This window comes from Pseudovibrio sp. W64, assembly GCF_001623145.1.
In the GTDB taxonomy this organism is placed as follows: Bacteria; Pseudomonadota; Alphaproteobacteria; order Rhizobiales; family Stappiaceae; genus Pseudovibrio.
In genome coordinates this window covers 216,273-218,020 of record NZ_LMCI01000031.1, presented here as the reverse complement: position 1 = coordinate 218,020, position 1,748 = coordinate 216,273, and the positions used below count along the sequence as shown (strand labels likewise).

1 protein-coding gene and 1 pseudogene are annotated in these 1,748 nt (G+C 48.1%); one reads left to right on the top strand and one right to left on the bottom strand.

Annotated elements, in window-relative coordinates; translation table 11 throughout:
• Positions 1 to 140: 140 nt before the first annotated feature.
• Positions 141 to 489: pseudogene (locus PsW64_RS28230) on the bottom strand (IS3 family transposase); the annotation flags it as partial.
• Positions 490 to 1,131: 642 nt separating this feature from the next.
• On the opposite strand from PsW64_RS28230, the gene PsW64_RS14370 reads away from it, so the two are divergent.
• Positions 1,132 to 1,395: a hypothetical protein gene (locus PsW64_RS14370; RefSeq protein ID WP_063304042.1), complete on the top strand. Its 264-nt coding sequence runs from the start codon at positions 1,132 to 1,134 to the stop codon at positions 1,393 to 1,395.
• The last annotated feature ends 353 nt before the right edge of the window (positions 1,396 to 1,748 follow it).

The window sequence follows — 1,748 nt, the reverse complement described above, 5'->3', positions numbered from 1 at the left end:
GCGATATTAACAGGAGCTGACCTCTCATGAAGGACGAGCCCAATTACGCATGCTAATGATCAAGTTGTGTAAGCCTAAATCGCTCATAAGGGCCACTGTGAAACCTTCAGCCGTGCCAATCTCAACCTCAGCAAGCAGTCTTCCAACATATCTACGACGAGACGATCCTCATCCGCTCGCCCACTCAGAGAACAACGCTGCGTGGGTCGGTGCTGACCGAGGACACGGCAAACACGTCGCTCGAAAATCTTCGTTTGGTGAGAACAGGGTTGATGCAGGCCCGGCGATGGGACGGGCTTATAAGTTTCCCTTGGCAGTCTCGGTGAGGATCAGTTTGTCCAGTGTTAAATCAGAGACAACGCAGCACAAACGCTCAGTCACACCGATTTGTCTGATCGCATCAATGTGCGGCATCCCTTGTCCTGTAAAGACTTTAACCTGTCGCGGCTTAATGACAATCTCCTCTGGCTTTGGTCTCTTGCTTCCCATATCTGATCCGCCACTTTCCTAATCATAAACTTGGATCACATCTATGGGGGAGGCTCGCAACAAGATCCTAAGTGATCAGATCAAACACTCACGTTTCTCGCCAGTAAAGTTAAATGCTTTTAACAATGCGGTAGATCGAGTTTATCCGTTGTTGAGACAGAAGCGGATTCAAGTGCTGAAGAAGATGACGGGTTCAAGGTGTCCCGGATCCTTCCCAGGCCTTTGTCTGCCTACGGGTAGTTCGAGACCATGGCGCAAGCGCCAATGTGGATTTCGCGAGGGCTTGGTGTTGAGGTTTTTGTTGTTGTTATCCCTTTTTAGCCCCACTAATCCTATGGGTTTGTGGAGGAATTCGGTTTCCTTGCATTAACACCTTGCCCCAATCATCGCATGCTCATCTTGAGGCGTCAGAACCTCATGTACGAGCGATCACCGCAACCGTTAATTCGCGGCTTCTTTGTGTCTGGAGTTAGTTCTCCAAACGCAAACTCTCGCTTATGGGCGGGAGGGCGTTGAATACAATACCCTTTACGGGGGAATAAACCCGCCTGTCTCGTAACAGGTTTCAAACCTCCCGCTCGCCAGTGGGTTGTCGAAAGCTCTCTGATGAGTGGTGTTCTAACTACTTACGAGGGTTATTAGATGACTGATACTGGTAAAGAGAAATGTGCCCATATGTCCCTTCGCAAGGAAGTGGACCAACTTCACCCCACAACCAACTACCTCAAAAATATAGTTTATTCCATGAGTGTGGTACTGAATGAGCGCATGGAGCACACACAGGAATATGAAGCGTCGTTGACGCTGTTTGATACTGTGCGCAATCACATTGAAGATGTGCAGGGAAGTAGCGAGAAGATTTCCGAGCTGCTCGAACCTTGCGCGCTGGAAGTCTCCAAAGATTAAAAATACGGAATGAGGAGGGGCTTTGCCTCTCATGGAATATTCTGGCTTGGGAAGCGTGATGCTTCTCAAGCCCTTTTTGTTGATCGCTTGAAGCGGGCATGCCCATTATCAAAAGCACTAAAATTGCGCTCTGACGACAAGCAACAGTTCTCTGACGGCTTTTCAGCGCTCAAATTTTATGGGAAGTTTGCGTACTGATGACCAGTGACGACATTAACAGCTTTTCCAGAGTTAATTTGAAAGGGTATTTGCAGGAGCTAAGAGAGGTGAAATTACGATTTCAAACACTCTCATTTGCTTACATAGTGCTGACACAAGGCACAAAAGCAAAAAGCTCCCGAGAGGGAGCTTTA